This window comes from Streptomyces sp. CA-243310, assembly GCF_050936775.1.
Classification (GTDB): domain Bacteria; phylum Actinomycetota; class Actinomycetes; order Streptomycetales; family Streptomycetaceae; genus Streptomyces.
Genome location: NZ_JBNJMF010000002.1, coordinates 1,477,975 through 1,502,564, shown reverse-complemented (window position 1 = coordinate 1,502,564; position 24,590 = coordinate 1,477,975). Strand labels below are relative to the sequence as shown.

24 protein-coding genes are annotated in these 24,590 nt (G+C 73.0%); 18 read left to right on the top strand and 6 right to left on the bottom strand.

Annotated features, from left to right (window positions below):
- The first annotated feature begins 4 nt into the window (after window positions 1-4).
- The 3 genes from ACQEVM_RS24385 to ACQEVM_RS24375 all read left to right on the top strand — a co-directional run bounded on the left by ACQEVM_RS24385 (window position 5) and on the right by ACQEVM_RS24375 (window position 3,603).
- Window positions 5-1,384, top strand: coding sequence for an aldehyde dehydrogenase family protein (locus ACQEVM_RS24385; protein ID WP_433082388.1), 1,380 nt, complete (start codon window positions 5-7; stop codon window positions 1,382-1,384).
- A gap of 7 nt (window positions 1,385-1,391) precedes the next feature.
- Complete coding sequence (locus tag ACQEVM_RS24380; RefSeq protein WP_433082386.1) at window positions 1,392-2,183, top strand: 3-oxoacyl-ACP reductase; 792 nt, start codon at window positions 1,392-1,394, stop codon at window positions 2,181-2,183.
- A 121-nt stretch (window positions 2,184-2,304) separates the two neighbouring features.
- The gene (locus ACQEVM_RS24375) at window positions 2,305-3,603 is read left to right on the top strand and encodes a haloacid dehalogenase-like hydrolase (RefSeq protein ID WP_433082384.1); all 1,299 of its coding nucleotides are present in this window, start codon (window positions 2,305-2,307) and stop codon (window positions 3,601-3,603) included.
- Window positions 3,604-3,627: 24 nt separating this feature from the next.
- Here the strand turns inward: ACQEVM_RS24375 and ACQEVM_RS24370 are convergent, their stop codons facing one another.
- The gene (locus tag ACQEVM_RS24370; protein ID WP_433082382.1) at window positions 3,628-4,821 is read right to left on the bottom strand and encodes an amino acid deaminase/aldolase; all 1,194 of its coding nucleotides are present in this window, start codon (window positions 4,819-4,821) and stop codon (window positions 3,628-3,630) included.
- A gap of 241 nt (window positions 4,822-5,062) precedes the next feature.
- Here ACQEVM_RS24370 and ACQEVM_RS24365 point away from each other — a divergent pair, with 241 nt between their 5' ends.
- From ACQEVM_RS24365 to ACQEVM_RS24355, 3 genes are read left to right on the top strand one after another with little or no spacing between them, the layout of a single operon-like run.
- A complete protein-coding gene (locus ACQEVM_RS24365) occupies window positions 5,063-5,842 on the top strand; it encodes a hypothetical protein (RefSeq protein ID WP_433082380.1) in 780 nt (259 codons plus the stop codon).
- Complete coding sequence (mycP, locus tag ACQEVM_RS24360; protein ID WP_433082378.1) at window positions 5,839-7,026, top strand: type VII secretion-associated serine protease mycosin; 1,188 nt, start codon at window positions 5,839-5,841, stop codon at window positions 7,024-7,026. The genes ACQEVM_RS24365 and mycP overlap by 4 nt, the downstream gene beginning before the upstream one ends.
- Window positions 7,027-7,028: 2 nt before the next feature.
- Window positions 7,029-7,769 (top strand): SseB family protein, encoded by a 741-nt coding sequence (locus ACQEVM_RS24355; RefSeq protein WP_433082376.1) that lies wholly within the window; start codon window positions 7,029-7,031, stop codon window positions 7,767-7,769.
- Between the two features lie 68 nt (window positions 7,770-7,837).
- Here ACQEVM_RS24355 and ACQEVM_RS24350 read toward each other — a convergent pair whose 3' ends face one another.
- Complete coding sequence (locus ACQEVM_RS24350; RefSeq protein WP_433082374.1) at window positions 7,838-8,215, bottom strand: DUF1844 domain-containing protein; 378 nt, start codon at window positions 8,213-8,215, stop codon at window positions 7,838-7,840.
- Window positions 8,216-8,565: 350 nt separating this feature from the next.
- Between ACQEVM_RS24350 and infC the strand changes: the two genes are divergently transcribed.
- The 9 genes from infC (at window position 8,566) to ACQEVM_RS24305 (ending at window position 18,604) form a co-directional block, all read left to right on the top strand.
- On the top strand, window positions 8,566-9,300 hold the full coding sequence (gene infC, locus ACQEVM_RS24345; protein ID WP_433082372.1) for a translation initiation factor IF-3: 735 nt from the start codon (window positions 8,566-8,568) through the stop codon (window positions 9,298-9,300).
- 104 nt (window positions 9,301-9,404) lie between these two features.
- Window positions 9,405-9,599 (top strand): 50S ribosomal protein L35, encoded by a 195-nt coding sequence (gene rpmI, locus ACQEVM_RS24340; RefSeq protein ID WP_030387121.1) that lies wholly within the window; start codon window positions 9,405-9,407, stop codon window positions 9,597-9,599.
- Window positions 9,600-9,700: 101 nt separating this feature from the next.
- Complete coding sequence (gene rplT / locus ACQEVM_RS24335) at window positions 9,701-10,087, top strand: 50S ribosomal protein L20 (RefSeq protein WP_007263143.1); 387 nt, start codon at window positions 9,701-9,703, stop codon at window positions 10,085-10,087.
- 201 nt (window positions 10,088-10,288) lie between these two features.
- The gene (locus ACQEVM_RS24330) at window positions 10,289-11,146 is read left to right on the top strand and encodes a TrmH family RNA methyltransferase (RefSeq protein WP_433082370.1); all 858 of its coding nucleotides are present in this window, start codon (window positions 10,289-10,291) and stop codon (window positions 11,144-11,146) included.
- A 56-nt stretch (window positions 11,147-11,202) separates the two neighbouring features.
- Window positions 11,203-12,423, top strand: coding sequence for an ATP-binding protein (locus tag ACQEVM_RS24325; RefSeq protein ID WP_433082368.1), 1,221 nt, complete (start codon window positions 11,203-11,205; stop codon window positions 12,421-12,423).
- Between the two features lie 164 nt (window positions 12,424-12,587).
- Complete coding sequence (pheS, locus tag ACQEVM_RS24320) at window positions 12,588-13,715, top strand: phenylalanine--tRNA ligase subunit alpha (protein ID WP_433082366.1); 1,128 nt, start codon at window positions 12,588-12,590, stop codon at window positions 13,713-13,715.
- On the top strand, window positions 13,715-16,243 hold the full coding sequence (pheT, locus tag ACQEVM_RS24315; RefSeq protein WP_433082364.1) for a phenylalanine--tRNA ligase subunit beta: 2,529 nt from the start codon (window positions 13,715-13,717) through the stop codon (window positions 16,241-16,243). The genes pheS and pheT overlap by 1 nt, the downstream gene beginning before the upstream one ends.
- A 440-nt stretch (window positions 16,244-16,683) precedes the next feature.
- Window positions 16,684-18,021 carry a transcriptional regulator gene (locus tag ACQEVM_RS24310; protein WP_433082362.1) on the top strand — a complete coding sequence of 446 codons (1,338 nt, stop codon included), beginning with the start codon at window positions 16,684-16,686 and terminating at the stop codon, window positions 18,019-18,021.
- Between the two features lie 61 nt (window positions 18,022-18,082).
- Window positions 18,083-18,604, top strand: coding sequence for an NUDIX hydrolase (locus ACQEVM_RS24305; protein ID WP_385646803.1), 522 nt, complete (start codon window positions 18,083-18,085; stop codon window positions 18,602-18,604).
- Between the two features lie 73 nt (window positions 18,605-18,677).
- On the opposite strand, the gene ACQEVM_RS24300 is transcribed toward ACQEVM_RS24305, so the two are convergent.
- The gene (locus tag ACQEVM_RS24300) at window positions 18,678-19,580 is read right to left on the bottom strand and encodes a 3-hydroxybutyryl-CoA dehydrogenase (RefSeq protein ID WP_433082360.1); all 903 of its coding nucleotides are present in this window, start codon (window positions 19,578-19,580) and stop codon (window positions 18,678-18,680) included.
- A gap of 153 nt (window positions 19,581-19,733) precedes the next feature.
- Between ACQEVM_RS24300 and ACQEVM_RS24295 the strand changes: the two genes are divergently transcribed.
- Window positions 19,734-20,993, top strand: coding sequence for a glycoside hydrolase family 10 protein (locus ACQEVM_RS24295; protein ID WP_433082358.1), 1,260 nt, complete (start codon window positions 19,734-19,736; stop codon window positions 20,991-20,993).
- Between the two features lie 83 nt (window positions 20,994-21,076).
- Here the strand turns inward: ACQEVM_RS24295 and ACQEVM_RS24290 are convergent, their stop codons facing one another.
- Together ACQEVM_RS24290 and ACQEVM_RS24285 are read right to left on the bottom strand one after the other, a co-directional pair.
- The gene (locus tag ACQEVM_RS24290) at window positions 21,077-21,274 is read right to left on the bottom strand and encodes a DUF1918 domain-containing protein (RefSeq protein WP_433082356.1); all 198 of its coding nucleotides are present in this window, start codon (window positions 21,272-21,274) and stop codon (window positions 21,077-21,079) included.
- 59 nt (window positions 21,275-21,333) lie between these two features.
- Entirely contained in the window at window positions 21,334-22,239 is a 906-nt protein-coding gene (locus tag ACQEVM_RS24285) for a DMT family transporter (protein ID WP_433082354.1), read from the bottom strand.
- Between ACQEVM_RS24285 and ACQEVM_RS24280 the strand changes: the two genes are divergently transcribed.
- Window positions 22,238-23,671, top strand: a complete 1,434-nt coding sequence (locus ACQEVM_RS24280; protein WP_433082352.1) for a PLP-dependent aminotransferase family protein — start codon at window positions 22,238-22,240, stop codon at window positions 23,669-23,671. The two genes, ACQEVM_RS24285 and ACQEVM_RS24280, sit on opposite strands and share 2 nt — an antisense overlap.
- A 53-nt stretch (window positions 23,672-23,724) precedes the next feature.
- Window positions 23,725-24,033 (top strand): hypothetical protein, encoded by a 309-nt coding sequence (locus ACQEVM_RS24275; protein ID WP_433082350.1) that lies wholly within the window; start codon window positions 23,725-23,727, stop codon window positions 24,031-24,033.
- Between the two features lie 34 nt (window positions 24,034-24,067).
- Here ACQEVM_RS24275 and ACQEVM_RS24270 read toward each other — a convergent pair whose 3' ends face one another.
- Window positions 24,068-24,493 carry a VOC family protein gene (locus ACQEVM_RS24270; protein ID WP_433082348.1) on the bottom strand — a complete coding sequence of 142 codons (426 nt, stop codon included), beginning with the start codon at window positions 24,491-24,493 and terminating at the stop codon, window positions 24,068-24,070.
- Window positions 24,494-24,590 lie beyond the last annotated feature (97 nt).

Below are 24,590 nucleotides of genomic sequence, written 5' to 3'. Positions count from 1 at the left end.
CCACGTGTCCGATGAGCTGGCCCCCCTCGATCTGAGAGTGCTGAACCCGGCCACCGAGGAGATCGTCGCCACCGTCCCGACCGCCACACGGGACGACGTCGACGCGGCCGTCACCAGGGCCGCCGCGGCCCAACGGGCCTGGGCCGCGGTCTCACCCGCCGACCGCGCCCGACTCCTGCGCCGCTTCGCCGCGGTGGTCGACGGACACGTCGAGGAACTCGCCGCCCTGGAGGTCCGGGAAGCCGGACACACCATCGGCAACGCCCGCTGGGAAGCCGGGAACGTCCGCGACCTGCTCGACTTCGCCGCCGGCGGAGTGGAACGACTCTCCGGCCGGCAGATCCCGGTCGCGGGCGGCATCGACGTCACCTTCCTCGAACCCCTCGGCGTCATCGGCGTGATCGCCCCCTGGAACTTCCCCATGCCGATCGCCGCCTGGGGCGTGGCACCCGCCCTCGCCGCAGGCAACGCCGTCATCCTCAAGCCCGCCGAGACCACCCCCCTCACCGCCCTGCGCCTCGCCGAACTCGCCCTCCAGGCCGGGATCCCCGAGCACCTCTTCCAGGTCCTCCCCGGCCGGGGAGCGGTCACCGGCGACGCACTGGTCGAACACCCCGGCGTCGCGAAGATCGTCTTCACCGGCTCCACCCCCGTCGGCAAGCGGATCATGGCCAAGTGCGCCGACCGGGTGAAGCGGCTCACCCTCGAACTCGGCGGCAAGAGCCCCAACATCGTCTTCGCCGACGCCGACCTGGAGGCCGCCGCCGCGGCGGCCCCGATGTCCTTCCTCGACAACACCGGCCAGGACTGCTGCGCCCGCACCCGGATCCTCGTACAGCGCTCCGTGTACGACCGGTTCCTCGAACTCGTCACCCCCGGCATCGAAGGCGTGGTCGTCGGCGACCCGTCCGACGAGAAGACCCAGATGGGCCCGCTGATCTCGCAGGCGCAACGGGAACGCGTACGCTCCCACGTCACCGACGACCTCACCGCGATCCGCGGCACCGCCCCCGACGGCCCCGGCTTCTGGTACCCCCCGACCCTCGTCCTCGACGTCGACCCCGCCGCCCCCGTCGCCGTCGAGGAGGTCTTCGGCCCGGTCGCCGTCGTCCTGCCCTTCGAGGACGAGGAGGACGCCGTGCGCCTGGCCAACGCCACCACGTACGGGCTCTCCGGCTCCCTGTGGACCCGCGACATCGGCCGCGCCCTGCGCGTCTCGCGCGCCGTCGCCGCGGGCAACCTGTCCGTCAACTCCCACAGCAGCGTCCGCTACTCGACGCCCTTCGGCGGCTACAAGCAGTCCGGCCTCGGCCGGGAGCTCGGACCCGACGCCCTCACCGTTTTCACCGAGACCAAGAACGTCTTCATCAGCACGGAGGCCTGAACCCACCATGACCACTTCCGACAACGAGATCGTCTGCCGCCGCCTGGTCGGCCGTACCGCCGTCATCACCGGAGCCGGCAGCGGCATCGGTCTCGCCACCGCGCGCCGCCTCGCCTCCGAGGGCGCCAACATCGTCTGCGCGGACATCGACGAGACCGCCGGCAAGGCCGCGGCCGAGGAAGTCGGCGGAACCTTCGTCAAGGTCGACGTCACCAGCCCCGAGGAGGTCGAGGCCCTCTTCAAGACCGCCTTCGACACCTACGGCTCCGTCGACATCGCCTTCAACAACGCGGGCATCTCACCCCCCGACGACGACTCGATCCTCACCACCGGCCTGGAGGCCTGGAAGCGGGTCCAGGACGTCAACCTGACCTCCGTCTACCTCTGCTGCAAGGCAGCCCTGCCCTACATGCAGCGCCAGGGCCGCGGCTCCATCATCAACACCGCCTCCTTCGTCGCGATCATGGGCGCCGCCACCTCCCAGATCTCCTACACCGCCTCCAAGGGCGGCGTGCTCGCCATGTCCCGCGAACTCGGCGTGCAGTTCGCCCGCGAAGGCATCCGCGTCAACGCGCTGTGCCCGGGACCGGTCAACACCCCCCTCCTCCAGGAACTGTTCGCCAAGGACCCCGAGCGCGCCGCTCGTCGCCTCGTGCACATCCCGCTGGGCCGGTTCGCCGAACCCACCGAGATCGCCGCTGCCGTGGCCTTCCTCGCCAGCGACGACTCCTCCTTCATCAACGCCACCGACTTCCTCGTCGACGGCGGCATCTCCGGCGCGTACGTCACCCCCCTGTAGCCGACCTGCGGGGACGCGCCGTCCCCCTCGACCACCCCCGACAGCCGGGCGTCGCACGACGCCCGGCTGCCGTGCTCCACCGTCCGCGACGACCCCCGCAGGAAACAGGAGTGCCACCCCGATGACCCGATCCGGTCCCGCGCGACGCCTCCGGGCCGTCGCGGTCGCCGCGGCGATGGCCGCCGGCTCCCTCGCGGCCACCGCGCCCGCCGCGCGGGCCGCCCACCCCGGCGGCCACTGCACCACCCCCACGCTCGGAGCCGGCTGGTACGGGGACAACCAGGCCCGGCTCCAGCGGCTCCTCGACACGTACGGCACCTGCGCCCCGTACCGACCGAACCGCGACAAGCCCGTCGCCGTCTTCGACTGGGACAACACCGTCGTCAAGAACGACGTCGGCGACGCCACCATGTTCTGGCTGCTGCGCAACGGCAAGATCCGCCGACCCGCCGACGGCGGCTGGGCCGGCACCAGTCGCCACCTCACCCCGGCCGCCGGCGCGGCCCTGGCCGACGCCTGCGACCGGCTCGCCCGCCCCGGCGCCCCGCTGCCCACCGGCACCCCCGCCGGCGCCGACTGCGCCGACGAGGTCAACGCCGTCTACGGCACCGCCACCACCCGGTCCGGCGCCGCCGCCTTCGCGGGCTGGGACCACCGCACCACCGAGCCCGGGTACGCCTGGCTGTCCCAGCTCACTCGCGGCTGGACCGCCCGCGAGGTCCGCGGCTTCGCCGCCGCCGCACGGACCGAGAACCTCGCCGCGCCCGTCGGCGCGACACAGCGGGTCGGCACCACGACCGCCACCGGCTGGGTCCGCTACTACGACCAGCAGAAGGACCTCATCGGCGCCCTGCGGAAAGCCGGCTTCGACGTCTGGATCAGCTCGGCCTCGCCACAACCGGTCGTCGAGGTGTGGGCCCGGGGCGTCGGCATCGCCGCCGACCACGTCATCGGCATCCGCAACACCACCACGCGCGACGGCCGGTACACCGCCCACCTCCAGGGCTGCGGATCCGTCAAGGACGGCGCCGACACGATGATCACGTACATCGACGGCAAGCGCTGCTGGATCAACAAGGAGGTCTTCGGGGTACGGGGCGCCGCCGCCGAGAAGATCCAACCGGCCGCCCGGCGCCAGACCTTCGCCGCCGGCGACTCCGACACCGACATCTCGTTCCTGCGCGACGCCACCGCGCTGCGGCTCGTCCTCAACCGAAACAAGAACGAACTCATGTGCCGCGCCTACGACAACAGCGACGGCAAGTGGATCGTGAACCCGATGTTCATCGAACCCAAGGGGCGCAAGACCACCCCGTACCCGTGCGCGACGACGGGACACGTCGAGCGCGACGGCACCCCGGGCCCCGTCCGCCGGGGCGACACGAGCGTCATCCCCGACCAGCAGGACACCGTGTACTGACCGACGGGATCCGAAGGGGACGGCTCAGAGGAACGTGCGGCCCTCGCCCCGGTACGTCGGGGCGGTGGCCGTCACCCGATCACCCTCGACGAGGTGCAACGTGTCGAAGCGCTCGCACAGTTCGCCCGCCTTCGCGTGCCGGAACCACACCCGGTCGCCGATCAGCAGATCGTCGGCCGGGCCGCCGAGCAGCGGCGTCTGGACCTCGCCGGCGCCCTCCTGCGGGTCGTAGCGCAGGCCCGCGGGGAGGTACGGCACGGGCAGCCGGTCCGGGCCGGGCGCACCCGAGGCCGGATAGCCCCCGCCGAGCACGGTCACGACCCCCACGCCGGGCCGGCGGACCACGGGCTGGGCGAACAGGGCGGCCGGCCGGCCCCGGAAGGACGTGTAGTTGTCGAACAGCCGCGGCACGTAGAGCCCCGAACCGGCGGCGATCTCCGTGACCGCGTCCTCGGCGGCGGTCTGCTGCACGCTGCCGGTGCCGCCCCCGTTGACGAACTCCAGGTCGGGCACCACCGCACGCACGGCCCGTACCGCCTCGGCGCGCCGGGCCGCCAACTCCCTGCGGGCCGCGCCCTGCATCAGACGGATCGTCCGGGACCGCAGCGGGCGCCCGGCCAACGAGTCGCCGACACCGGCGACATGACCCTCGTAGCCCATCAGCCCCACGACCCGGAACCCCGCACGGGCGGAGACCGCGCGGGCCAGGTCCGCGAGCTGCCGCGGCTCGCGCAGCGGCGAACGGCGGGCACCCACCCGGACCCTGCCGCCGAGGAGGTGCAGCGCGGTGTCCAACTCCAGACAGACCCGGATCTCCCGGGAACCCCCGTCCCGGGCCCGGTCGATGAGTTCCACCTGGGCGATGTCGTCCACCATCACGGTGATCGCCCCGGCCAGTTTCGGGTCGTCCGCGAGTTCCGCGAACCCGGCGAGGTCGGCCGAGGGGTAGGCGAGGAGCACGTCCTCGAAACCGGAACGGGCCAGCCAGATGCTCTCGGCGAGGGTGTACGACATGATCCCCGCGAACCCGGGTCGGGCCAGCACCCGTTCGAGCAGCGCACGACACCGTACGGACTTGCTGGCCACCCGGATCGGCTTGCCGGCCGCGCGGCGGACGAGGTCGTCGGCGTTGGCGTCGAACGCGGCCAGATCCACGATGGCCAGCGGCGCGTCGAGGTGGGCGGTGGCCTTGTCGTACCGGGCACGGTCGGAAGTCATGGCGGCAGCCTGCCATGCCCGTGTACCGGTGGGTAGGGGGTCCGTGTCACCACCCCGCGCGGCCGAGAACGACCGCCGTCCGACCGTGGCCCCGACATCCCGCCCGGTGCGCGGCCCCGGCGAACGGGCCGGCCGCCCTCCGGAGACCCGGGGTCGACCGCGCACCCCTGCCACCCCCCTGCCGGAGCCCCCGTACAGTACGGGGAAGGCCGCAGCGTAAGAACGGGGGCGGAGCAGCCGGATGACGACGTCCACACCGCAATCGCCGGTCCTGGCCGAGACCGACCCGCCCCCGCGCCGGCGCCCCGCACGCGTGACGGCCGCAGTCCTCTTCGGGGTGTTGGGAACCGGCCTCGTCGGCGGAGCCGCGTTCACCGCCTGGAACGAACACCGGGAAGCACACCGCCCCGTGGCCCCCGACGCCGCCTACCGCAAGGCGGCCACGCTCTGGCGCGACGCCCCCGTCGACCGGCTCTTCCCGCCCTCCCTCGACGGCCGCGACAAGGGCCCCGACGGCGCCGACCGCACCTGGACCCGGATCGCGCTCGCCCCCGACGCCGACTGCCCCGCCGCCCTCGACGCCACCTGGCGCGCGACCCTGGCCGACACCGGCTGCACCCGCGTGCTCCGCGCCACCTACATCGACTCCACCCGCAGCTCCCTGATCGCCGTCGGCCTGGTCTTCACCACCGCGGACTCCACCACGATGGCCGGCTTCCGCGACCGGATGACCCTCCCCACCGCGTTCGGGTTCTCCGACTCCCGGCGAGCCGCCTGGACCGCGACCCCGATCGCGGGCGCCCCCGCGATCGTCTACACCGTCTCCGCCTTCGCCGACGGCCGCGCACCCGACGCCCCCCGGCCGGCCGAGGAGGCCGTCCGGCAGGACGCGACCGGCGTCGTCGCCGAGTCCGGCCTCGGGCACGAGGCCAAGGCCGTCGCGTCGGAGGTGGGACGTGTGGTCGCCGCCCTGGCCGCCCCGCCCGCGTCACCCGCCCCGGACCGGAAGGCCCGACCGTGAGCCGCCCGACCGCGAGCCGCGCCGCCGGCGCCCTCGCCCTCGCCGTCCTCCTCGCCGGAGCCGCCGCGCACCCCGCCTCCGCCGACGCCATCCGGGACCGCCAGTGGGGCCTGTTGGCCCTGCGCGCGGAGGAGGCTTGGGGAACCACCCAGGGCGACGGGGTCACGGTCGCCGTCCTCGACACCGGCGTGGACGCCACCCACCCCGACCTCGCCGGCCAAGTCCTCGACGGCACCGACCTCGTCGGCATGGGCGCCGGCCGCGGCGACCGCGCCTGGGCCCGGCACGGCACCGCGATGGCGAGCATCATCGCCGGACGCGGCCACGGACCCAGCCGCGGCCAAGGCATCCTCGGCATCGCCCCGCAGGCCAGGATCCTGCCGGTACGGGTGATCCTGGAAGAGGCCGACCCGGGCCGGGCGAAGGCCCGCGGAAGCAAGTCCGGTGCCCTCGCCGAGGGCATCCGCTGGGCCGCCGACCACGGCGCCGACGTCATCAACCTCTCGCTCGGCGACGACAGCGAGTCCGCCCACCACGAGGGCGCCGAGGACGAGGCGGTCCGGTACGCGCTAGGCAAGGGCGTGGTCGTCGTCGCCTCCGCGGGCAACGGCGGCGAGCGCGGCGACCCCACCTCCTACCCGGCCGCCTACCCGGGGGTCATCGCCGTCACCGCCGTCGACCGCGAGGGCCGCAAGGCCGACTTCTCCACCCGCCACTGGTACGCGACCGTCAGCGCCCCCGGCGTGGACGTGGTCATCGCGGACCCCGACCGCTCCTACTACGAGGCGTGGGGCACCAGCGCCGCGGCCGCCTTCGTCTCCGGCACCGTGGCACTCGTCAAGTCCGCGCACCCGGACCTGTCCCCGGCACAGATCAAGAAACTGCTGGAGGACACCGCCTCCGACGCCCCGTCCGGGGGCCGCGACGACGCCCGGGGCCACGGCACGGTGGACGCGGTGGCCGCACTCCAGGCCGCGGACGCGCTCCGCCCCGAAGCGCCGCTGCCCGCCCCCGTCCCGGCCGGCCGGGAGTACTTCGGCCCCGGCCCCGAACCCGTCCGCCCGCCGCAACGCTCGGCACGCCTCGGGCCCCCGGCGGCCGCGGCGGCGGGTGTGGCGCTGCTCGCACTGGCCGGCGTACTGGCCCGGCGCCCGAGGGTTTCCCGGCGGGATAGGGTCGGTTGATTGTGGCGAACAAGAACATTCCCGACCCCGGTTTCTCCGACGACGACGGCTCGGCCGATCCCGTCCTGAGCGCGGCCCTGGTCGCCTGGTCCCAGGACAGGGCGCGGGAACCGGAGGTGTTGGCCGCCCTCAAGGGCGCCCGCCTGCTGGTGCCCGTGGTCGCGGTCCTCGGCGAGGTGGAGACCGACCCGCAGACCGGGCTCAAGCGGGAGAAGACCAGCGACATGGCCGTCCCCACCCTCACGGCGGGGGACCGGCGGGCGCTGCCCGCCTTCACCTCGATCGCCTCGCTGGCGCTCTGGGACCCGACGGCCCGCCCGGTCGCGGTGCCGCTGCACCAGGCCCTGGCCGCAGCGGCGCACGAGAAGGCCGACACGATCGTCCTCGACCTGGCCGGGCCGGTGACCTATCAGCTGACCGGTCCGGCGCTGCTCGCCCTCGCGGAGGGCCGCGCGGGTGCGAGCCCGGTCGACGACCCCGCCGTGCGCGAGGCCGTACGGGCGGCCGTGGCCGCCGAGCCCACCGTGCTCCGGGCCCACCTGGTCGCGGGTCGGGGGGACGCCGACGGCACGCTCGCGATCGTTCCCGCCGCCGACGCCCGGCCGGCCGCGACGGCGCGCCGGGTGGCCGAGGCCATCGCGGCCGACGAGACCCTGCGCGGCCGGCTGGTGCGCGGGCTGGACCTGGCTCTGCTGCCGCCCGACGCGCCGGCCCCGCCCGGCGAGCCGTTGTACGTCCGCTGAGAGCCCCTCGCGAACGACGATGGCCCCCTCGGAAACCTCCGAGGGGGCCATCGTCGTTCGCGTACCGGTCAGGAGAAGACGGGCCCCGTGTACTTCTCGCCCGGCCCCTGGCCCGGCTCGTCCGGCACCAGCGAGGCCTCGCGGAAGGCCAGCTGGAGCGACTTCAGGCCGTCGCGCAGCGGAGCCGCGTGGAAGGAGCTGATCTCGGTGGCGCTCGCGGTGACCAGTCCGGCCAGGGCCGTGATCAGCTTGCGGGCCTCGTCGAGGTCCTTGTGCTCGGAATCCGGCTTGTCCAGGCCCAGGTTGACCGCCGCGGCGCTCAGCAGGTGCACGGCCACCGTGGTGATCACCTCGACGGCGGGCACGTCCGCGATGTCGCGGGTCATGGCGTCGTAGTCGGGGGCGTGCTCGGCGTCGGTGGCGGGAGTGGGGGTCGCGTCAGTCATGTCCCACACGATAAGCCGGGCCGGGCGGCCCGCCGACCGGTGCTCGGGGTGAGCGGGTCCGGCGCGCAGTGCTATATTGGGCTGACGACCGGCCGGAGACGTATGTCCCCGGCCCACAAGTGGAGGCTCCGATCTCCCACCTGACCGCCCTCCGGGGTGGCGGGTCACCGGTCAGGCGGTATCCATCGTTCCGTACGGACGATGGAAAGCTGCCCGAGTTGCGCCCCGCGTTCGCATGCGGCGGTGCTCCGGTCTTTTGGAGCCCCTGCCTGTGCCCGGCGGGGCTTTTTTCATTCCCCGTCGCGGTTGGTCTGACGACAATAACGTCAGCGGCTGTCTGCCAGGCAGTCGTGTGGTGCTACCGAGGAGGATCCATCAGCACCGAGCCCCGCATCAACGACCGGATTCGCGTTCCCGAGGTACGACTCGTCGGTCCGAGCGGCGAGCAGGTCGGCATCGTGCCGCTTGCGAAGGCGCTTGAGCTCGCGCAGGAGTACGACCTCGACCTGGTCGAGGTCGCGGCGTCCGCACGCCCGCCGGTCTGCAAGCTCATGGACTACGGCAAGTTCAAGTACGAGTCGGCCATGAAGGCCCGTGAGGCGCGCAAGAACCAGGCGCACACGGTCATCAAGGAAATGAAGCTCCGGCCGAAGATCGACCCGCACGACTATGACACCAAGAAGGGTCACGTCGTTCGGTTCCTCAAGCAGGGCGACAAGGTCAAGATCACGATCATGTTCCGTGGTCGCGAGCAGTCCCGACCGGAACTCGGTTACCGACTGCTGCAGCGCCTCGCCTCGGACGTCGAGGACCTCGGGTTCATCGAGTCGAACCCGAAGCAGGACGGCCGAAACATGATCATGGTTCTCGGTCCGCACAAGAAGAAGACCGAGGCGATGGCCGAAGCCCGCGAGGCGCAGGCCGCCCGCAAGGCCGAGCGCCAGGGTGTCGCCCTCACCGACGACGACGAGGCTCCTTCCGAGGACGTCGTCGAGGTGACGGAGGACGCCGAGGGTACGGTCGCCTCCGCCGAGGCAGCCTCCGACGAGGCGGACACCTCTCACGAGGCACCTGCCGAGGCCTGATTCCGGGGCAGCCCGTCTCGGATCACCGACACAACATGACGCTCCTGTGAGCCGGTCCCGAAAAGGACCGGTGGGGGCGCCACCGACGAGGAGATAACGGCGCTATGCCGAAGAACAAGACGCACAGCGGTTCCAAGAAGCGCTTCAAGATCACCGGCTCCGGCAAGGTGCTCCGTGAGCGCGCCGGCAAGCGCCACCTGCTCGAGCACAAGTCGTCCCGTGTCACCCGCCGCCTGACCGGCACCGCGGAGATGGCTCCCGGCGACGCCGCGAAGATCAAGAAGCTTCTCGGCAAGTGACGCTCGCCGCTCCCACCACGGGAGCGGGACGTCAGGACCGGGACCCCATCGAATTCGGGTCGTGTGAAGACAACCACGGCCCCGCTACAAGGAGTTAAAAAGTGGCACGCGTCAAGCGGGCAGTAAACGCCCACAAGAAGCGCCGGGCGATCCTCGAGGCGGCCTCCGGCTACCGCGGTCAGCGTTCGCGCCTGTACCGCAAGGCCAAGGAGCAGGTCACCCACTCGCTGGTCTACAACTTCAACGACCGCAAGAAGCGCAAGGGCGACTTCCGTCAGCTGTGGATCCAGCGCATCAACGCCGCTGCCCGCCAGAACGGCATGACGTACAACCGCCTCATCCAGGGTCTGAAGGCCGCCAACATCGAGGTGGACCGCAAGATCCTCGCGGAGCTGGCCGTCAACGACGCCAACGCGTTCGCCGCGCTGGTCGAGGTCGCGCAGAAGGCCCTTCCGGCCGACGTCAACGCCCCGAAGGCCGCTGCCTAAGGCGTAGCCGGCCGCACCACGCGACCGGCACCCACGGACCCGCAGGCTCCACGCCTGCGGGTCCGTGTGCTTTCGCCCCGCACCGCCGGGGCGGGACCTTGCACCCCGCCACCACGTTGGCTCCCGCGACCCGCCGGGCTCCGTCCGTCGGTGAACCCCCGCGGAGCCACGCTCCGGACCCCGAGAGAGAACCGCAGACACATGGGCACCCCCGAGCTGATCTCCCCCCGATCCACCCGGGTGGCCGCCGCCAGGCGCCTGGCGCGGCGCAACTTCCGCACCAAGGAGCGCCGGTTCATCGCCGAGGGCCCGCAGGCGGTCCGTGAGGCCGTCGAGCACCGCGGCCCCGAGGGCGCGTCGACCCTGATCGAACTGTTCGCCACCGTCGAGGCGGCCGAGCGGTACGCCGACATCGTCGAGGCCGCGCTCCTGGCCGGGGCGCGCGTGCAGTACGCCGACGACGAGGTGCTCGCGGAGGTCTCGCAGACCGTCACCCCGCAGGGCCTGGTCGGCGTCTGCCACTTCCTGGACTCGCCCTTCGAGGACATCCTCAAGGCCGGCCCGAAGCTCGTCGCCGTCCTCGCCCACGTCCGCGACCCCGGGAACGCGGGCACCGTGCTGCGCTGCGCGGACGCCGCCGGAGCCGACGCCGTGGTGCTGACCGACGCCTCCGTGGACCTGTACAACCCGAAGTCCGTGCGGGCCTCGGTCGGCTCCCTCTTCCACCTCCCGGTCGCGGTCGGCGTGCCGGTGGAGCAGGCCGTCGAAGGGCTGCGGGCCGCGGGCGTGCGGATCCTCGCCGCCGACGGCGCCGGCGAGGAGGACCTCGACGCCGAACTCGACGCGGGCACCATGGGCGGTCCCTCGGCCTGGGTGTTCGGCAACGAGGCCTGGGGCCTGCCGGAGGAGACCAGGGCCCTGGCGGACGCCGTCGTCAGGGTCCCGATCCACGGCAAGGCCGAGAGCCTGAACCTCGCCACGGCCGCCGCCGTGTGCCTCTACGCCTCCGCGCGTGCACAGCGGGCGTCCGGAGGGTGCCGCTCCGTGACCCCCAGCTAGTAATGTGGCGGCTCGGGGGGCCCACTGCGCTACTCGGAGATGTGGGGTACGGGGACATGAGCGTCGGTACGAACAGCACGCCGGCGGCCGCCGAGGCGGCCGGACCGCCGCCCCCGGCCGTCCCCGCCCGGGCCGCCCGGGGCGTGCCCACGCAGGCCACGCCCGCCCGCGCCGCCGACCGGCAGCAACCACCCGTGTCGGAGTTCGCCGGTCTCGGGGTCGACCCCGACGACCTGCCCGACGGCCTGGTCGTCGCCGACCACACGGGCCGCGTCATCTGCTTCAACTCCGCCGCCGCCCGCATCACCGCCCTCCCGGCGGGCGGGGCGATCGGGGCGCGGATCGACCGCGCGCTGCCGCTGGAGGACCTCGAAGGCCGCCGCTGGTGGGCGCTGACCGACCCGTACGGGGGTCTGGCCACCCGGCGCGGCCAGCCCGAGCGGAACCTCCTCCTCCCCGGGGGGCGCGAGGTCCTGGTCTCCGCACGCTACGTGCGCACCCACCCCACCGGCCCGCTGACCCGCCTGGTGGTCACCCTGCGCGGAACCGAGGCCAGGCGGCGCACCGAACGCAGCCACGCCGAACTGATCGCGACCGTCGCGCACGAGCTGAGGTCCCCGCTCACCTCCGTCAAGGGGTTCACGGCGACCCTGCTCGCCAAGTGGGAGCGGTTCACCGACGACCAGAAGCGGCTGATGCTGGAGACCGTCGACGCCGACGCGAACCGCGTCACCCGCCTCATCGCCGAACTCCTCGACATCTCCCGGATCGACTCCGGCCGGCTGGAGGTCAGGCGGCAGCCCGTGGACGTCGCCACCGCCGTCGGCCGGCACGTCCAGGCGCTCACCGCGAACGGCCAGGCCCCCGAGCGGTTCTTCGTACGCGTCAGCCGTCCGCTGCCCGACCTCTGGGCCGACCCGGACAAGATCGACCAGATCCTCGGCAACCTCCTCGAAAATGCGGTGCGCCACGGCGAGGGAACCGTCACCATCGACGTGTCGCCGACCACCTTCGCGAACGCCGCGGGGAAGACCGAGAAGGGAACCGCCGTCACCGTGACCGACGAAGGGCCCGGGATCCCCGAAGAGTCGATGGGACGCGTCTTCACCCGCTTCTGGCGCGGCAGCAAGCGCGGCGGCACCGGGCTGGGCCTGTACATCGTCAAGGGCATCGTGGAGGCCCACGGCGGGACCATCACGGTCGGCCGCGGTCCCGACGGCGGCGCCGAGTTCCGATTTATCCTGCCCGTCGCCGCCCCGGCCTATCTCACGCAGTAACCCTGCGGAGGGTCTCGCCAGGCGGCCCACGGGCTCCTTCACCCCCGGCGACCTTTAGACTCGACCTTTGGCACCTTTGTGTCCTTGTGCAGAACGGGTCGGTCGAGACTGTCGAGCGGGTCGCGCGGGGATCCACCAGCCAGCCATCGGAAGTACGGGAAGAGATGTCGGCACCGAACAAGTCGTACGACCCTGTCGAGGTCGAGGCACTGAAACCGGAAGAGATCGAGCGCATGCGGGACGAGGCGCTCGCCGCCTTCGCGTCCGCCGGCGACCTCGACGAGCTTCGCGAGGCGAAGACCGCGCACATGGGCGACCGCTCGCCCCTGGCGCTCGCCAACCGCGAGATCGGCGCCCTGCCGCCCCAGGCCAAGGCCGAGGCGGGCAAGCGCGTCGGACAGGCCCGCGGCGCCGTGAACAAGGCCTTCGGGGCCCGCACGGTCGCTCTGGAGGCCGAGCGCGACGAGCGGGTGCTGGTCGAGGAGGCCGTGGACGTCACGCTGCCCCACGACCGGATCCCGGCCGGCGCCCGGCACCCCCTGACCACGCTGATGGACCGCATCGCGGACATCTTCACGGGCATGGGGTACGAGGTCGCGGAAGGGCCCGAGGTCGAGGCGGAGTGGTTCAACTTCGACGCCCTCAACTTCACCCCCGACCACCCCGCGCGCCAGATGCAGGACACCTTCTTCGTCCAGGGGCCCGAGGGCACCGAGGGCGACGAGTCCGGTGTCGTGCTGCGTACCCACACCTCCCCGGTGCAGGCGCGCTCGCTGCTGGAGCGCAAGCCCCCCGTCTACATCGTCTGCCCGGGCCGGGTGTACCGCACCGACGAGCTCGACGCGACGCACACGCCCGTCTTCCACCAGGTCGAGCTGCTCGCCGTGGACGAGGGCCTGACCATGGCGGACCTCAAGGGCACCATGGACCACATGGTCCAGGAGCTGTTCGGCGAGGGCACCACCACGCGCCTGCGCCCGCACTTCTTCCCGTTCACCGAGCCGTCCGCCGAGATGGACATGCAGTGCTACGTGTGTCGCGGCGCGTCGGTGGGCAACCCCGACCGCCCGTGCCGCACCTGCTCCAGCGAGGGCTGGATCGAGCTCGGCGGCTGCGGCATGGTCAACCCCAAGGTGCTCGTCGCCTGTGGTGTGGACCCGGAGAAGTACAGCGGCTTCGCCTTCGGATTCGGCATCGAGCGGATGCTGATGTTCCGTCACAACGTGGAAGACATGCGAGACATGGTCGAGGGTGACGTCCGTTTCACCCGGCCGTTCGGGAGTGAGATCTGATGCGCGTCCCGCTTTCCTGGCTGCGGGAGTACGTAGACCTCCCCGCAGGTGAGACCGGCCGCGACGTGGCCGCCAAGCTCGTCGACGCCGGCCTCGAGGTCGAGACCGTCGAGCAGCTCGGCGCCGGGCTCAAGGGCCCCCTCGTCGTCGGTCGGGTCCTGACCATCGAGGAGCTGGAGGGCTTCCGCAAGCCCATCCGCTTCTGCACGGTCGACGTCGGCTCCGCCAACGGCACCGGCGAGCCGCAGGAGATCGTCTGCGGCGCCCGGAACTTCGCCGTCGGCGACAAGGTCGTCGTGGTCCTGCCCGGCGCGGTGCTTCCCGGCGACTTCGCCATCGCCTCGCGCAAGACGTACGGCAAGACCTCGCACGGCATGATCTGCTCCGGCGAAGAGCTGGGCATGGGCGACGACGGCACGCACGGCATCATCGTGCTGCCGCACGAGCACGAGGTCGGCACCGACGCGATCGAGCTGCTCCAGCTCGTCGACGAGGTCCTCGACATCGACATCACCCCGGACCGCGGCTACTGCATGTCGATGCGCGGTGTGGCCCGCGAGGCCGCCACCGCCTACGGCCTGCCGCTGCGCGACCCGGCGCTGCTCGACGTGCCCGCGCCGAACTCGTACGGCTACCTCGTCAAGATCGACGATCCGGCCGGATGCGACCGCTTCACCGCGCGCACCGTGACCGGTCTCGACCCCGAGGCGCGCTCCCCGATCTGGCTCAGCCGCCGCCTGCAGAAGGCGGGCATGCGCCCGATCTCGCTCGCCGTCGACATCACCAACTACGTGATGCTCGAACTCGGTCAGCCGCTGCACGCCTACGACCGCTCGCGCATCGACGGCGCCATCGGTGTCCGCCGTGCCGAGCAGGGCGAGCAGTTCACCACCCTCGACGGGGTCAAGCGCACGCTCGACGCCGAGGACCTGGTGATCACCGACAACAGCGGCCCGATCGGGCTCGCGGGTGTCATGGGCGGCGCCAACACCGAGATCGCCGACTCCGTCACCGACCCCGAGACCGGCCGGGTCACGGGCACCACCGACGTGGTCATCGAGGCGGCGCACTTCGACGCCGTGTCGATCTCGCGCACCGCCCGCCGTCTCAAGCTGTCCTCCGAGGCCTCCAAGCGCTTCGAGCGCGGCGTGGACCCGCAGGCCGCCGCCGCGGCCGCGCAGCGCACCGTGGACCTGCTCGTGCTGGTCGCCGGCGGTACCGCCGAGGCCGGCGTCACCGAGCTCATCGCCCCGGGCGCCCCGCGCACCATCGCCATGCGCGCCGACCACCCGGACCGGGTCGCGGGCATGGACTACGGTCGCGAGACCGTCGTCCGCCGCCTCCAGGAGATCGGCTGCGACGTCTACGGGCAGGACGAGCTCGTCGTCACCGTCCCGTCGTGGCGCCCCGACCTCGCCGAGCCCAACGACCTCGCCGAAGAGGTCATCCGGCTGGAGGGCTACGGCAACCTGCCGTCGACCCTGCCGCAGGTGCCCTCCGGTCGCGGTCTGACCGCCCGGCAGCAGCTGCACCGCCGGGTGGGCCGCGCGCTGGCCGGCGCGGGCTACGTGGAGGCGCTCAGCTACCCGTTCCTGGGCGAGGGCGTCTTCGACCAGCTCCAGCTGGCCGCGGAAGACCCCGCCCGCCGGGTCGTCAAGCTCGTCAACCCGATCTCCGACGAGGAGCCGGCGCTGCGCACCACGCTGCTGCCGGGGCTGCTGAACGCGCTGCGGCGCAACGACAGCCGGGGCAGCCACGACCTGGCGCTCTTCGAGACCGGCTCGGTCTTCCTCGCCGGCCCGCAGCCGGGTGTCGCCGTACGACTGCCCGTCGACCGGCGTCCCACGGACGAGGAGATCGCCACCCTCGACGCGGCCCTTCCGGCCCAGCCGCGGTACGTCGCGGTCGTGCTGGCCGGAGCGCGCGAGCAGGCCGGCTGGTGGGGCAAGGGCTACCCGGCCGGCTGGGCCGACGCCGTGCAGGCGGCGCGCTCGCTGGCCGTCGAGGCCGGCGCCGAACTCACCGTGCGCCAGGGCCGGTACGGCCCCTGGCACCCGGGCCGGTGCGCCGAACTGCTCGTCACCCTCGACGGGGTGGAGACGGTCATCGGTCACGCCGGCGAGCTGCACCCGCGCGTGGTCAAGGCCATGGGCCTGCCGGCCCGCACCAGCGCCATGGAACTCGACCTGGACCGCCTCGCGGCGGCCGGCGGCGAGGCCCTGCGGGCGCCCCGGATCTCCTCCTTCCCGGTGGCGACCCAGGACGTGGCGCTGATCGTGGACACCGCGGTGCCCGCCGCGGCGGTCGAGGACGCGCTGCGCAGCGGCGCGGGCGAACTGCTGGAGTCCCTGAGGCTGTTCGACGTGTTCACCGGTGAGCAGGTGGGCGAGGGCAAGAAGTCCCTCGCGTACGCGCTGCGCTTCCGGGCGAGCGACCGCACGCTGACGGCCGAGGAGTCCACGGCCGCGCGCGACGCGGCGGTGGCCCTGGCCGGCGAGCGGACGGGCGCGGTGCTGCGGGGCGTGTGACCGCACCGCCGACACAGGCCTGCCGAGGGGCGCGTCCGGATCACCGGACGCGCCCCTCGGTCGTTCGGCGCAGGGGGGTGGAAGCGCGGCGTGGGGTGCGCCGGCCGCACGCACCGGACCCGGTGGATGGGCCCGGTGCGCGTTCGGCCCGGTTCCGGCCGGTCCCGGCGACCAACCGGGCGCCGGCGGAACCGTGGCGCGCCGCCCGTCCTGCCGTGGAGTGTCGGGCAGACAACAGAACGGGCGGCGCGGTGCCGGGTCGTCGCACTGTACGAGGGGGAGCCGACGACCCGAGCGGCCTCTTCACGAGGCCCTTAAGTGAAGCGCTCCGGGGTGCCTTCGCGGCAGGGTGCGTATCGCATTTATGCGCGTACTCGTTTCACACCCCGTGTGAACCGCGCACCCACTAGCCTGATGCGGACGAGCCCTTGGAGGGCCCCATGCAGCCCAATGCCCTGCTCGATGCCCTCCTCGCAGAGGCGGGCATGTCCCACGCCGGACTCGCCGCGCACGTCAACCAGGCGGGCCGCGGTCTCGGACTCGCGCTGCGCTACGAACACACCGCGGTCTCCCGCTGGTTGAAGGGGCAGCGACCGCGCGGCCAGGTGCCCGTGCTGATCTGCGAGGTGCTCGGCGGGCGGCTGCGCAGGCCCGTCACCCTCGACGACGCCGGGCTCGGCGCCGGCGGCCGGCCCGCGCCCCACGCGACCCCGCTGAACGGGTTCGTGGACCGGGCCGCCGCCCTGTGGCGCGCCGACGAACAGGGTCGGTCCCCGCTGCGGTCCGACGAGGCGGTCACCGGCACGTCGGCCGTCATGCCGGTCTGGGAGTGGGAGAACCCGCCCGAGGACTGCGACGTGTCCCGGGACGGCCCGCTGCGGATCGGGCCCGAGCACATCGAGGTCCTCAGGGCCGCCCGCGCGCACTACGAGTTGATGTACCGCAGGGCCGGCGGGATGGCGACCCGGGCACGGATCGTCCGCTTCCTGGGCAACGAGACCGCGCCCATGCTGCGCGGGAGCTACCCCGACGCGCTGGGCCGGCAACTGCACCGGGCCACCGGCTCGTTGGTGGCGGTCGCGGGCATCTGCGCGTACGACTCCGACGCCCACGGGGCGGCCCAGCGGTACTTCCACCAGGCCCTGCGGATGGCGAAGGCCAGCGGGGACCGGGGGCTCGGGGCGTACGTGATCGCCCTGCTCGTCAACCAGTCGCTGTACCTGGGGGACCACCGGCAGGCCGTGGCGTTCGCCGAGGCCGCCCTGCGGGCCGCCGGCCGGCACACCACCCCGGCGCTGGCCGCCGACCTGCACGCGATGCAGGCCAAGGCGTACGCCCGACTCGGCGACGGGGCGGCCGCGTTGGCGTGCATCCGGCAGGCGGAGGCGGACGCGGAGCGGATCCGACCCGGTACCGAGCCGGCGGAGACGGGATACGTGCAGCCCGGGCTGGTCAACGTACAGGTGGCGGAGGCGCTGCTCGCCCTCGGCGATCTGGAGGCGGCCCACGCCCAGGCGGAGGCCGCCGTCGGGACGCCCGCGCACGACCGCGGGCGGGTCCATCGGCTGGCGATCCTGTGCGAGGTGCAGTTGCGGCAGGGGGAACCGGACCGGGCGGTGCCGGCGGCGGTGGAGATGGCCGAGCGGGCCCAGGGCATGGAGTCGCAAAGGCTGCGGGATCGGCTGCGGGCGGTCAGGGAGAGGCTCCTGACCAGCGGTTGTGCCAGCGCGGAGGAGACCGCCCGGCTCATCGACGGGGCGCTGCGCGTTCCCCTGTAAGGGGTAGGGCTGCTGCCATGTTGCCACCGACGATTCGGAAGGTGGCACAACCGTGCAGTGGATGAACCTGAGTGAGCAGACCGTGTACAAGAACCGCTGGTTCGATGTGAACCTCGCGGATGTGGAACTCCCCGACGGCCGGCACCTGGACCACTTCGTGATCCGGCTGCGCCCGGTGGCGGTCGCCACGGCCGTCAACGCGGCCAACGAGGTGCTGCTGCTGTGGCGGCACCGTTTCATCACCGACAGCTGGGGTTGGGAACTGCCCGCCGGCGTGGTCGAGGACGGCGAGGACATCGCCGTCGCCGCCGCCCGCGAGATGGAGGAGGAGTCGGGCTGGCGGCCCGGCCCGCTCCACCACCTGATGACCGTGGAGCCCTCCAACGGCCTGACCGACGCCCGCCACCACCTCTACTGGGCGGACGGGGCCACGTACATCGGCCACCCCGAGGACGACTTCGAGTCCTCGCGCCGCGAGTGGGTCCCGCTCAAACTGGTGCCGGACATGATCGCGCGCGGCGAGATCCCGGCCGCCAACATGGCGGCCGGGTTGCTGCTCCTGCATCACCTGCGGCTGGGCTAGGTCGTCTCTTTAGGATCTTGCCGGGCGGCGCGGGTCAGGCAGGATCCGGAAGAGACGGCCCAGGCCCGGACGATCAGGCGTAGGGGTAGAAGCCCGAACCCGTCTTGCGGCCGAGGCGGCCCGCGTCGACCATGCGCTGGAGCAGCGGGGGAGCGGCGTACAGCGGCTCCTTGAACTCCGCGTACATCGAGTCCGCCACCGAGGCCACCGTGTCCAGGCCGATCAGGTCCGCGAGCTTCAACGGACCCATCGGGTGGGCGCAGCCCAGCTCCATGCCGTTGTCGATGTCCTCGCGGCTCGCGATGCCGGACTCGAACATCCGGATCGCCGACAGCAGGTACGGGATGAGCAGCGCGTTGACCACGAAGCCGGATCGGTCCTGGGCGCGGATCGCGTGCTTGCCCAGCACGTCCCGCACCAGGGCCTCGGCCCGCTTGATGGTCTCCTCGCCCGTGGTCAGCGCCGGGATCAGCTCGACGAGCTGCTGCACCGGGGCCGGGTTGAAGAAGTGGATGCCGATGACCTGGTCGGGCCGCGAGGTGGCGACGGCCAGCTTGACCAGCGGGATCGAGGAGGTGTTGGAGGCGAGGATCGCGTCCGGGCGGGTGATCACCTGGTCGAGGACCTGGAAGATCTCCGTCTTGACCTGCTCGTTCTCGACGACGGCCTCGATGACGAGGTCGCGGTCGGCGAACTCGCCGAGGTCGGTGGTGAAGGTGAGGCGGGCCAGGGTGGCGTCCCGCTCCTCCTCGCTGATCTTGCCGCGTTCGGCGGCCTTCATCAGGGAGTTGTGCAGCCGGGTGCGCCCGATCTCCAGCGCCTCGCCGGTGGTCTCGGCGACCATCACCTCAAGACCGCTGCGGGCGCACACCTCCGCGATGCCGGCGCCCATCTGGCCACAGCCCACCACGCCGACGCGTGCAATGTCGGTCGGGGGGGTAGAGAGGTCCGTCACGTCGTGCCTTTCGCTGCTCATCCATCGCGGGTCCCCCGTACTGGGCAGTGGTAACTGCGTTCGGCGCCCGCCACGCCCCCCGACGTTACCCCCGACCTTGCCCCGGCCGGCGGGCCGGGGCGGGCATGCTGGGCGCACGCAACGCATTGTCACGGAACGGAACGGAGTCGTCACATGACGTACATCGGGCGGCGGGGACTGCTGGCGGCGGGCGCGGGGCTGCTGGCCTCGGCCACGGGGGCGGGGCCCGCCGGGGCGGCGGGCAGGACACGACCCGAGGGGCGAAGGCCGGTGCCGACGGGGGCGCCCGCCTCCGAACTCCGGGGGATGTGGATCGCCTCCGTACAGAACGTCGACTGGCCCTCGGAGACGGGTCTCTCGGCCGCCGCGCAGCGCGCGGAACTCCTCTCGCTCCTCGACACCGCCGTCGAGCGTCGGCTGAACGCGGTGGTCCTCCAGGTCCGGCCCACCGCCGACGCGATGTGGCCCTCCGCGCTGGAGCCGTGGTCCCAGTGGCTGACCGGGACCCAGGGGGTCGACCCCGGCTGGGACCCGCTGGGCACGGCGGTCGCCGAGGCCCATGCGCGGGGGCTGGAACTGCACGCCTGGTTCAATCCGTACCGGGTGGCCAACCACACCGACCCGACCCGGCTCGCCCCCGCGCACCCGGCGCGCCGCAACCCCGGCTGGACGGTCCCGTACGGCGGCAAGCTGTACTACAACCCCGGACTGCCCGAGGTGCGGGCCTTCGTGCAGCGGGCCATGCTCGACGCGGTCGCCCGCTACGCGGTCGACGCCGTGCACTGGGACGACTACTTCTACCCGTACCCCGTGGAGGGAGTGGACTTCGACGACGACGAGGCCTTCGAGGAGTACGGCGGCTCCTTCGCCTCCCGGGCCGACTGGCGGCGGCACAACACCGACGCCCTGGTGAAGGAGATGTCCGAGCAGATCCGCCGGGTCCGCCCGACGACGAGGTTCGGCATCAGCCCGTTCGCGGTCTGGCGCAACGAGGAGATGGACCCGCTCGGCTCCCCGACCCGGGCGGGCATCGGCACGTACGACGACCTGTACGCGGACACCCGCAAGTGGGTCAAGGAGCGCTGGATCGACTACATCGCGCCGCAGGTCTACTGGCAGATCGGTCACCCCACCGCCGACTACGCCTCACTCGTGCCGTGGTGGGCGCGCACCGTCGAGGGCACGGGCGTGGACCTGTACGTGGGGGAGGCGCTCTACCGCTGCGACGCCGCGAGCCCCACCGCCGCCTGGCGCGACCCGGGGGAGCTGTCGCGCCACGTGCGCTTCTCCCGGGACCACGCGCAGGTCCGCGGCCACGTCTACTTCTCGGCGAAGCAGGTGGTCGCGGACCCCAATGGGGCGATGGCCAGGGTGGTGGCCGATCACTATCCGACGCGCGTGCCGCCGCGTTGAGCCTGCGCGTCGGGTCGGGCGCGCGTCGGGGTGTGAGGCGGGTGGGTGGAGTGTCCGGGGTGGGTCGGGTGTCGGGTGTGGGTTCAGTGGGTGGACTCGGACGGGTGCTTGACGACGCAGTCGGGGCCCGGGGACATCACGGCCTCGTGCCCGTCCTGGAAGCGGACCCGGTAGGGAGGGGTTCCGTTCTCTCCCAGGACCTGGGTGATCTCACCCACCTTGTCGTGCTGGCCCACGATCCTGCCGTGCTGCACCAACTGGTCGCCCTCGGTCGCGCGCATAGCCGGCCTCCCTCACAAGGCGGTCTGATCCGGTGCTAGCAGTTTAGGTCGTTCCAGCATTATTTGACCCGCTGTGTCACCGCGATGCAGACGAGTACCGCACCGGCCGCCACCGGTGCGGCCGGGGACATGTGCTCGCCGAGCAGCGCCACCGACCAGACCAGCGTCAGCAGGGGCTGCGCGAGCTGGAGCTGGCTCGCCCGGGCCGCGCCGATCTCCGCCATGCCGCGGTACCAGACGTACAGCCCCAGGAAGGTCGAGCCCGCCGCCACCCAGACCAGTCCGATCACCCCGTGCCAGGTCAGGTGCACGGGCTCGTACGCCGGCCCCAGCACCGAACCGGCGATGCTGAGCGGCAGGCACAGCACCAACGCCCAGCCGATCACCTGCCAGCCCGGCAGCAGGCGGGCGAGCCGCCCGCCCTCGGTGTAGCCGGCGGCGCACACGAGCAGCGCCCCGAAGAGGTAGCCGTCGCCGGCCGAGAGGGAGCCGCCGCTCTGGCCCAGGGTGAAGCCGAGCACGATCACCGCCCCCGCGACGGCCGCGGCCCAGAACCGCCTCGACGGCCGGGCCCCCGTACGCAGCGAGGACACCACGGCGGTGGTCAGCGGGAGCAGACCGACCACGACGGCGGCGTGCGAGGTGGTGGAGGTCTGGAGCGCGAGGGTGGTGAGCAGGGGGAAGCCGACGACGACCCCCGCGGCGACGACGGCGAGCCCCGCCCAGTGCGCGCGGTCGGGCAGCGGTACCCGGCGGGCCAGCAGGAAGGCGCCCGCGATCACCGCGGCGAGGGCGCTGCGCACGGCGACGAGGGACCAGGGGCCGAAGCTCTCCAGGCCCCAGGCGGTGGCGGGAAAGGTCAGCGAGAAGGCGACGACCCCGAGCGCGGCGAGAGCGGATCCGCTTCCGGCCCCGTGCTGAACCGCTATCGGGGTCGGGCGAGTAGCGCTATTCTGTGCTGTCATGTACGAGCGTAGCAGTGCGGCCGAGCTGGCTGAATCCCTCAAGTCGGAACTGAACCGCTACTCGGTAGGTGGAAAGCTGCCGTCGAGTCGGGCCCTCGTGGAGCACCATCGGGTCAGTCCGGTCACCGTGTCGCGCGCCCTCGCCCTGCTCGCGGCCGAGGGGCTCGTCGTCACCCGACCCGGCGCCGGGGTGTTCCGGGCCCGACCCCGCTCGGCGGAACCCGCCTCCGGGGACACCTCCTGGCAGGAGGTCACCCTCAGCGGGGAGGGCGCCGGCGACGTGGTCCCGCGGTCCGTGGACGCCTCCGGTGTGCTCGTCTCGCTGGCCGCCCCGCCGTCCGGGGTGATCGAGCTCAACAGCGGATACCTGCACCCCTCGCTCCAGCCCGAGCGGGCCATGGCGGCCGCCCTCGCCCGCGCCGGCCGCCGGCCCGGCGCGTGGAGCAGGCCCCCGGTGGAAGGGCTGCCCGAGCTGCGCGACTGGTTCGCCCGGGAGATCGGCGGCGCGGTGTCGGCCGCCGACGTGCTGGTCACCGCGGGCGGGCAGAGCGCCCTGACCACCGCGCTGCGGGCACTGGCGCCGCCCGGCGCGCCGATCCTGGTGGAGTCGCCCACCTACCCCGGACTGCTCGCCATCGCCCGCGCCTCCGGCTGCCGACCCGTGCCGGTCCCCGTCGACGCCGAGGGGGTCCGCCCGGAGCTGCTGGCGGCGGCCTTCGAGGCGACGGTCGCCCGCGTCTTCGTCTGCCAGCCGCTGTTCCAGAACCCGACCGGCTCCGTCCTCGCGACCGCGCGCCGCGCGGAGGTCGTACGGATCGCGCGCGCGGCCGGGGCCTTCGTGGTCGAGGACGACTACGCGCGGAACCTGGCCCACGAGGACGCCGGTCCACTGCCCGCCACCCTCGCCGCCGACGACGCCGACGGGGTCGTCGTCCACGTCCGCTCGCTCACCAAGGCGACCTCGCCCAGCCTGCGCGTGGGAGCGCTGGCCGCCCGGGGACCGGTACTCGACCGGCTGCGCGCCATCCAGGTCGTGGACAGCTTCTTCGTCTCCCGCCCGCTCCAGGAGGCCGCCCTCGAACTGGTCGGCGCGCCCGCCTGGCCCCGGCACCTGCGGGCCGTCGCCGCCGAGCTGCGGCACCGCCGGGACGTCCTCGCGGGCGCCCTGCGCCGGGAACTGCCCGCCCTGACCGTTCCCCATCCACCCTCCGGCGGATACCAGTTGTGGCTCCGGCTCGCGGACGGCGCGGACGAGGCGGCCTTCGTCGCGTCGGCGCTGCGCGCCGGCGTCGCGGTCGCGCCCGGCCGCCCCTACTTCGGCGCGGAACCGCCGGGCCCCTACGTACGGCTCAGCTTCGCCGGCGTCGCGGGCGCGGGCGAGCTGACCGAGGCCGCCCAACGGCTGCGATCCGGCCTCGGCCCCCACGCGTGACGCCGCCCCGCAATTCGGTTGAAGGGCGCGCGGGCCCGGCCTGGCCTGCGCCCATGACCGGCATCGAGACCACCACTGTGGCCCGACGTCCCGAACCGGCCCGACGGCTCTGGGACATGAAGGACCCGTGGCCATCGTTCGCCGGCCACGACTCGCTCGCCTGGTTGCCGTACCCGCGCATGGTGGCCGAGTTCCCCGATCACGTGCTGGTCGCCACGGACGGCGACGCCGTGGTCGCCAGGGCGTTCAGCCTGCCCTTCGCCCTGCACGCGGAAGGCCGCGGCGCCGGCGCCCTGCCCGCCCGCGGCTGGGACCAGGTCCTGCTGTGGGCCTTCTCCGACCTGCGGCACCCGCTCGGCTGAGGCGAGCGGGTCGGGTCCGGCCGGCCGGTCCCCGTCAGAGGACGGGCTCGCCGATCCCCACCAGGTTCCCCTCGCTGTCGCGGAACCAGGCGGCGCGCTCACCCCGCGCACCCTTGCTCGGGTAGTTCCCCTCGATCTCGGCGATCCCGTCCTCGGTGTGCAACCCGGGCACGTCGACCTCCTCGAACCGCACCCCGCGCCGCCGGAGCTCCGACACGACCGACGTCAGGTCGTCGACCACCCATCCCATCTGGGTGAACGTGCCGGGAGACGCCCCCGTGGACTCGAACAGGACGAACTCCGTGCCCCCGCACCGGTACAACAGACCACCCGGCCGTTCGTCCACGGGCTCCAGGCCGAGCCGCTCGGCGTAGAAGCGCCTCGCCCGCTCCAGGTCCTGCGCGGGCAACCGGGTCGCGACTCGTCCCCGCGCCAGAATGTTCCTGTCGTCTGCGTTCATGACCCCACTCTGCCGCGCCCCGCGACCGAAACGGACGGCCGACACCGGAGCGGGCGGCGATCGGGACCCGCGCTGACGCGTGCTGAGCGGTTGTGAC

Bases quoted from the DNA above. Each gene is read 5' to 3' on its own strand.
- ACQEVM_RS24380 (WP_433082386.1), top strand. From the start codon at position 1,392: ATGACCACTTCCGACAACGAGATCGTCTGCCGCCGCCTGGTCGGCCGT.
- ACQEVM_RS24375 (WP_433082384.1), top strand. From the start codon at position 2,305: ATGACCCGATCCGGTCCCGCGCGACGCCTCCGGGCCGTCGCGGTCGCC.
- ACQEVM_RS24370 (WP_433082382.1), bottom strand. From the start codon at position 4,821: ATGACTTCCGACCGTGCCCGGTACGACAAGGCCACCGCCCACCTCGAC.
- ACQEVM_RS24365 (WP_433082380.1), top strand. From the start codon at position 5,063: ATGACGACGTCCACACCGCAATCGCCGGTCCTGGCCGAGACCGACCCG.
- ACQEVM_RS24350 (WP_433082374.1), bottom strand. From the start codon at position 8,215: ATGACTGACGCGACCCCCACTCCCGCCACCGACGCCGAGCACGCCCCC.
- rpmI (WP_030387121.1), top strand. From the start codon at position 9,405: ATGCCGAAGAACAAGACGCACAGCGGTTCCAAGAAGCGCTTCAAGATC.
- ACQEVM_RS24330 (WP_433082370.1), top strand. From the start codon at position 10,289: ATGGGCACCCCCGAGCTGATCTCCCCCCGATCCACCCGGGTGGCCGCC.
- ACQEVM_RS24325 (WP_433082368.1), top strand. From the start codon at position 11,203: ATGAGCGTCGGTACGAACAGCACGCCGGCGGCCGCCGAGGCGGCCGGA.
- pheS (WP_433082366.1), top strand. From the start codon at position 12,588: ATGTCGGCACCGAACAAGTCGTACGACCCTGTCGAGGTCGAGGCACTG.
- pheT (WP_433082364.1), top strand. From the start codon at position 13,715: ATGCGCGTCCCGCTTTCCTGGCTGCGGGAGTACGTAGACCTCCCCGCA.
- ACQEVM_RS24310 (WP_433082362.1), top strand. From the start codon at position 16,684: ATGCAGCCCAATGCCCTGCTCGATGCCCTCCTCGCAGAGGCGGGCATG.
- ACQEVM_RS24305 (WP_385646803.1), top strand. From the start codon at position 18,083: ATGAACCTGAGTGAGCAGACCGTGTACAAGAACCGCTGGTTCGATGTG.
- ACQEVM_RS24300 (WP_433082360.1), bottom strand. From the start codon at position 19,580: ATGAGCAGCGAAAGGCACGACGTGACGGACCTCTCTACCCCCCCGACC.
- ACQEVM_RS24295 (WP_433082358.1), top strand. From the start codon at position 19,734: ATGACGTACATCGGGCGGCGGGGACTGCTGGCGGCGGGCGCGGGGCTG.
- ACQEVM_RS24290 (WP_433082356.1), bottom strand. From the start codon at position 21,274: ATGCGCGCGACCGAGGGCGACCAGTTGGTGCAGCACGGCAGGATCGTG.
- ACQEVM_RS24280 (WP_433082352.1), top strand. From the start codon at position 22,238: ATGTACGAGCGTAGCAGTGCGGCCGAGCTGGCTGAATCCCTCAAGTCG.
- ACQEVM_RS24285 (WP_433082354.1), bottom strand. From the start codon at position 22,239: ATGACAGCACAGAATAGCGCTACTCGCCCGACCCCGATAGCGGTTCAG.
- ACQEVM_RS24275 (WP_433082350.1), top strand. From the start codon at position 23,725: ATGACCGGCATCGAGACCACCACTGTGGCCCGACGTCCCGAACCGGCC.
- ACQEVM_RS24270 (WP_433082348.1), bottom strand. From the start codon at position 24,493: ATGAACGCAGACGACAGGAACATTCTGGCGCGGGGACGAGTCGCGACC.